Origin of the sequence: Paenibacillus sp. P3E (assembly GCF_001909045.1) — a bacterium.
Classification (GTDB): Bacteria; Bacillota; Bacilli; order Paenibacillales; family Paenibacillaceae; genus Paenibacillus_AQ; species Paenibacillus_AQ helianthi.
The window spans coordinates 89,492-96,044 of sequence record NZ_LVWH01000115.1; the positions used below are offsets into that span (position 1 = coordinate 89,492).

The window sequence follows — 6,553 nt, forward strand, 5'->3', positions numbered from 1 at the left end:
GCCGTATTCTTGGCTAAACAACAAATCAAAAAGGCGGGATGCACACACCCGTGCAACCCCGCATTCCTATCCACCCAGGCATTGTTAAGCACCTGCCAAGCGGCGAATCGTCACCATTAGTGATTTATAAACCGCTGATTTCTCTGATATACCGGCGGGCCTTCATCGCATATTCCAAAGGATTAGCAAGCGCCGGGTCCTGCTCCGCCTCCACCACGAACCATCCCGTATACTCATTACGGTCCAATTCAGTGAAAATCTCTGCAAACGCGATGCAGCCATCACCAGGCACGGTGAATGCTCCCGCTTTTACCGCCTGCAGAAAGCTGAGCTGCTCCCGCTTGACACGATCGACAACCTCCGGCCGGATATCCTTCAAGTGTACATGCTTGATCCGGGGTATATGAACACGCAGTACCTCTAGCGGATTCTCGCCGGCAAAGGCCAGATGTCCGGTATCGAACAGCAGAGACACCTCATTCGGCTCCGTGAGCTCCATCAGCTGCGTAATTTCGGCCGCGGTCTGGACTCCGGTCCCCATATGGTGGTGATACACAAGCGTCATATCCTTCTCTGCCGCCAGACGGCCCAGGCGGCCCAGCCCCTCCGCAAGTGCAGACCACTCCGTTTCCGTAAACACAGGCTTATCGGCGAACAATGGCGTACCCATTTGCCCCTGTATGCTCCGCCCTTGTTCTGAAACAACGATCACCTTGGCCCCCATCTCATGCAAAAAGTCACGGTGCGCACAAAAGGCCGCCGCAGTCTCCTCATATGGACGTACTGTCAGATATGCGCTGAACCAGGCACTGGCAATCTGAAGTCCGCGGAGCGCAAGCGCCTGATGAAGCCGCTCCGGGTCGCGCGGATATTTGTTGCCCACCTCGCTTCCCTGAAACCCCGCCAGTGCCATTTCACTGATGCACTGCTCAAAGGTATTGTCCCGCCCGAGCTCAGGCATATCGTCATTGGTCCAGGCAATGGGGGCAATCCCCAGCTTCACCGCATGTTCTTTGAACATCATCGCGTCTATCCCTTCCGTTATCCGTAGTAGGACGGGTTCTCAAGCCCGCCGCATGGTTCGTTCATTATTCAAGTGATATCAGGAATTCCGGGCTCAGACTCTATCAGTAGCTGCGTGCTTGATCCAATTGTCCGCGCTTCTGCTCGTAGGCCGCCTGCACCGCTTCGCTGCCGGACACTTCCGGTACTCCGACATGCCACCAGGCGCCGTAGCCATGGGTCATGGTCTTTGGCAGCACCTTGATGTCGATCAGCGTGGACCGATCCTGCTTCCCGGCTTCCTCCAAGGCGCTTCGCAGCTGCTCTGCCGTTGCCGCACGGAAGGTCTTGACCCCATAGCCTGCTGCACTGGCTGCATAGTCAATATGCATCAATTCGCCGCTTAAGCGGCCATCCGGGCCACGGTGGCGGAATTCAGTGCCCATACTGTCCAGGCCTTGTTCCATCTGCAGATTGTTAATGCATCCGAAGCCAGCGTTGTCGAGCAGAATAATGTTGATCTTCTTATTTTCCTGAAGACTTGTCACCAGCTCCGAATGCAGCATTTGATAGCTGCCGTCACCTACCAGTGCGTATACCTCCCGGCCCGGTTCCGCCAGTTTCACACCGAGCGCACCGGAGATTTCATACCCCATACAAGAGAATCCATACTCCATATGATAAGTATCCGGGACAGCAGCATTCCACATGCGCTGCATATCGCCCGGCAGACTGCCTGCGGCTCCAATGACGATAGCATCTTTGGGAATACTCTCATTGATGATCGCAAGCACCCGTGTTTGCGTCAGTGAAGTCTTCAGCTTCGCTGCATACTCCGGGAGCAGCTCATCCAGATGTCCGGCAATCTCAGGTACGAAGAGGCTTTCCAGACTGTTTTCATCCTCATTCCCGGTATACTCTATGCCTGCCAGACGTTTTCTTTCTGCTTCCCACGACTCCTTGGTAGACACGATTTCATCCGTATAAGCGGAACGGTAGCCGCGCTCCTCCAAGGCTGCAGACAATGCAGTCAGACCTTCGGCTGCATCACAGACCACAGCGAGTGCATCCAGCTTGGCAGCATGATAAGGGGAAGCGTTAAGCGTCAGAAACTCCACCCCGGGATGTGTGAATAAGCTTTTTGAACCTGTGGTGAAATCTGTAAAACGGGTTCCTACGCCGATCACCAGATCAGCTGTTGCAGCCAGGGCATTGGCACCGCCGTTGCCGGTAACGCCTATACCGCCCAGATTGTATGCGCAGCCGCTTTCTACAGCACTTTTACCGGCCTGTGTTTCACCGAACGGGATCGCGAATTTTTCTGCAAAATCACGCAATTCCGGTCCGGCGTCCGCATATCGTACCCCGCCCCCGCAGACCAGGAGAGGTCTTTGTTTGCCGGCAATCAGATCTGCCGCCGCCGCGACCTCCTCCGGATGAGGAAGGCGGGGAATGATCCGGTGAATGCGCTTGCGGAAGAAATCAAGCGGGTAGTCCCAAGCCTCGGCCTGCACATCCTGCGGAAGCGCAATCGTAACTGCTCCGGTATCAGCCTGATCCGTCAGCACACGCATTGCATTCAGCAGTGCCGTCATCAGCTGCTCCGGCCGGCAGATCCGGTCCCAATATTTGCTCACGGCCTTGAAGGCATCGTTGACCGTGATCGACAGATTATGAGTATGTTCCATCTGCTGCAGCACCGGATCGGGTTGCCGACTAGCAAATGTATCGCCAGGCAGCAGCAGGACGGGAATCTGATTAGCCGTCGCAGTGGCTGCAGCCGTCAGCATATTAGCTGAGCCAGGTCCCACGGAAGCGGTACAAGCCATAATCCGCCGTCTGCGGCTCTGCTTGGCGAATGCGGTTGCCGCATGAACCATCCCCTGCTCGTTTCTCCCCTGGTAGACGGTCAACCCACCCGGTGCTTCCTGCAGCGCTTGCCCCAGGCCTAATACATTGCCATGACCGAAGACGGTGAATATCCCATGTATGAAGCGCTCCGGCCCGCTGCCAAAATCCACATATTGCTGGTCCAGAAATTTCACCAGTGCCTGCGCTGTCGTTAATCTGATTCGTTCCACATGTATCCCCTCCTCTCGTACCCTTTACTGCCAGCGGGCAGTGACGACTTTTTTGCGTGTATAGAATTCAACCCCGTCGCTTCCGTTCGCATGAAGGTCACCATAGAAGGAATCCTTCCACCCGGAGAAGGGGAAGAAAGCCATCGGTGCCGGTACCCCGACATTGACACCAAGCATGCCTGACTCGATATGTTCCCGGAAATAGCGCACTTTCCCGCCGTCATTCGTAAAAATACAGGCTCCGTTGGCAAATCGTGACGCGTTAGCGATCTCAACCGCCTCCATCACATCCTTGACACGAATCACCGACAATACAGGCGCGAAGATTTCCTCCTGCCAGATTTTCATGTCCCGGGTCACCCCGTCAAACACCGTGGGTCCGATAAAATAACCCTTCTCCTGCACAGCGGCGTCCTCCCGGCCGTCCCTGAGCAGCTTTGCACCCTCAGCCACGCCTTGTTCAATATAAGAGACGGTCCTCTCCTTATGCCCTTGGCGGATAACCGGCCCAAGAAACGTGCCGTCATCCATTCCATTGCCTATCTTCATCAGGTCACATTCTCGCAGCAGGATGGAGATCAGCTCATCCGCCACCTCTTCCTGCACCGTTACCACGGAGCAAGCCATACAGCGTTCTCCGGCAGAGCCGAAGGCTGCATTAACAATCTGGTTAGCCGAAGCCTCAAGATTCGCATCCGCCAGTACGATGGAATGGTTCTTTGCACCTGCTAGCGCCTGTACCCGTTTTAAATGCGCAGTGCCTTTCTTGAATACATATTCCGCCACCGGCTGCGAGCCCACAAAGGAGATTGCTTTGACATCGGGATGCTCCAGCAGTCCGTTCACGACATCATGCGCACCGTTAACCAGGTTGAATACGCCCTTTGGCAGACCAGCTTCCTCCAGCAGCTCTGCAAGACGCGCTGCCAGCAGCGGTGTGCGTTCAGAAGGCTTCAGTACAAAGGTATTGCCACAGGCAATAGCGAGCGGGAACATCCAGCAGGGCACCATCATTGGGAAATTAAAAGGCGTAATGCCGCCAACCACACCGATGGGATAGCGATACATCCCGGACTCGATTCCTGTTGCAATATCCGGCAGCTGCCGGCCCATCATTAGTGTCGGCACACCGGTGGCGAACTCCACACACTCGATGCCGCGCTGCACCTCGCCGTACGCTTCTTTGAAGCTTTTTCCATTCTCCAGTGTGATTGTCTTCGCCAGTTCATCCCAATGGTCTACTAAAAGCTGCTGGTATTTGAACAATATTCGCGCTCTGCGCGGCACCGGTGTCTTGGACCATCCTTCAAAAGCCGTCTTCGCCGCAGCCACAGCCCGGTCCAGGTCTGCCCTCCCGGACAGCGGAACCCTCGCTAATTCTTCACCTGAAGCCGGATTATACACCGTCTCCGTCTGCTTCGTATCCGCCTCTACCCATTGCCCGTCAATATAATTATTCAGCACTTTCGCGGTTTGCTGTTCCATCCTGCTCCACTCCTTCGACTCTAGTAATCTGTTCCTGCTATATGGAATGAACTTAAGAATCTTGCATGCTGTATTGGAGGAATCCTTGGACCACAAGAGCAAGAGTCAATTCAATCAGCTTTCCATCATTCTTAAGTTCAGCTTATCTAGTAGGTTTGCTTCGAGATGATGCTCTAAATTGGTGTTCTCCGCTTCTACAGCCTTCTTAATCCAAGCCTAAACCCACTTCTTCATTAGTGCTTAAGAACGCTTCCAATTCGTCCAGGGTTGGCATGGCGTCCGAGCAGCTGTGGCGGGAGATGACGATGGAGGCGGAAGCACTGCCCCGGCGCATGGCCTCGCTGACAGTGTCTCCCCGCATCAGACTGTGGATGAAGGCCGAGGCATAAGAATCTCCGGCTCCAAAAGTCTTCAATACCTTGGCGGGAAAAATACCGCTCCGGTGCTTTTTCCCGTCTGCCGTGTAGGAGATAGAGCCGCTCCCGCCGTGTTTGATGACCACCAGCTTCGCCCGGTGCGAGAACCAGCGGCTGGCCGTTGCTTCATCGTCTGCGCCTTTCTCGTTGTAGAGGTTCTCCATACTGTCGAATTCCTCACGGGTACCGATGATGCAGTCGCATTTCTCTGCAGCCAGGTTATAATAGACAGCCGTTTCTGCGGCAGATTTCCATGTGTAAGGGCGGTAATCCAGATCAAAAAATGTAGTGACATTATGCTTACGGGCAAATTCCAGCGCCAGAAATACAGCCTCGCGGGAGGGGCTTTGTGCCAGTGCGGTACCTGAGATCAGCAGCGCTTTGGACTTCTGGATGTACTCTTCCGAAATCTCCTCCGTAGTCAGCAGCAAATCTGCTACATGGTCCCGGTACATGAGAATGCTGCATTCTTGCGGGCTCTTGATTTCTGTAAAAGCAAGCCCGGTCACCGCACCGGTCCGGTCAACCGTCACCTGACTGTCGTCAATACCGTTGTTCTGCAGATAGGTGCGGATAAACCGGCCCATCTGATCATCGGCAATCTTGCCGATGAAGCCGGTGCGCATGCCCAGCCGCGCCGTGCCAATTACAATATTGGCGGGGGAGCCGCCGACATATTTGGTGAATGTCAGCGTCTCTTCCATAGGTCTTCCGGTTTCATTGGCATTAAGGTCAATACATAGCCGGCCGACGGCGATTAAATCCAGCGGCCGGGCGGGATCGAACTGTAAACCGTTCATAGTGGCGCCTCCTTGAAAAAGCTTTCAGTGGAAAGAACACTTAGGAAGAATAGTCTGAGATGGTTTGAGTGAAATTGAATGAGACTGAATGAGATTGAATGAGATTAATTGAGATTGATTGAGATTGATTGAGATTGATTGAGGCTGAGTGAGACTGAGTGAGATTCATGAGACTCATGAGATTAAGTGAAATTGGTGAAATCGAATTAAATGAATCGATTTAAATGAATTAAATAAAATGAAATGAAAAAGTATTCGAGACAATCTCTGCTTATTTTGAAAACAACAATCATCGGGGGAAGGGTAAGCGCTTAACCTAATTTTCTACTTAAGTATAGTTGAGAAGTCTTGGTTTGGCAATCCCGAATTTGAAGCGTTTCCATAATTCCGGCCCATTCGGCGGCAAATGAATAGAACCAAGGACAGATATTGGATCATGACCAAAGCCGAACACGCTGTACACACTCAATTGGAAAAAGTGAACTTAAATCTTCCCATCCCCTATCTCCGCAAGCATCAGTTGGAAAAAGTAGAGTTAATCCGACCGATTCGCACCCTTAAAGCGCATTTTGCTTGAATTAAGTTTCCTTTTTCCAACTATTCCTTCTACAGATAGCTTTTTAGCCCATTTAAGTTTACTAATTCCACTTCACTTCGCCGGGATTCCGATGGCCCCCTTCCTACTACCCTTCCTATTCCTACTCCTTCTTCCATCCCCTACTCCTACTCCTGCCTTGCTCTTGCCCTTGCCCTTGCCCTTGCCCTTGCC

General features: G+C 53.1%; 5 protein-coding genes. 1 reads left to right on the forward strand and 4 read right to left on the reverse strand.

What is annotated here, in order from left to right; all coding sequences use genetic code 11:
* Window positions 1-124: 124 nt before the first annotated feature.
* From iolE to iolC, 4 genes are all read right to left on the reverse strand, one after another.
* Window positions 125-1,021 (reverse strand): myo-inosose-2 dehydratase, encoded by an 897-nt coding sequence (gene iolE / locus A3842_RS11320; RefSeq protein ID WP_074101485.1) that lies wholly within the window; start codon window positions 1,019-1,021, stop codon window positions 125-127.
* Window positions 1,022-1,127: 106 nt separating this feature from the next.
* Window positions 1,128-3,083: a 3D-(3,5/4)-trihydroxycyclohexane-1,2-dione acylhydrolase (decyclizing) gene (gene iolD, locus A3842_RS11325; RefSeq protein ID WP_074101476.1), complete on the reverse strand. Its 1,956-nt coding sequence runs from the start codon at window positions 3,081-3,083 to the stop codon at window positions 1,128-1,130.
* Between the two features lie 24 nt (window positions 3,084-3,107).
* On the reverse strand, window positions 3,108-4,568 hold the full coding sequence (locus A3842_RS11330; protein WP_074101477.1) for a CoA-acylating methylmalonate-semialdehyde dehydrogenase: 1,461 nt from the start codon (window positions 4,566-4,568) through the stop codon (window positions 3,108-3,110).
* Between the two features lie 205 nt (window positions 4,569-4,773).
* Window positions 4,774-5,784, reverse strand: a complete 1,011-nt coding sequence (gene iolC / locus A3842_RS11335) for a 5-dehydro-2-deoxygluconokinase (protein WP_074101478.1) — start codon at window positions 5,782-5,784, stop codon at window positions 4,774-4,776.
* Window positions 5,785-6,220: 436 nt separating this feature from the next.
* On the opposite strand from iolC, the gene A3842_RS32460 reads away from it, so the two are divergent.
* Window positions 6,221-6,361, forward strand: coding sequence for a hypothetical protein (locus A3842_RS32460; RefSeq protein WP_178382333.1), 141 nt, complete (start codon window positions 6,221-6,223; stop codon window positions 6,359-6,361).
* Window positions 6,362-6,553 lie beyond the last annotated feature (192 nt).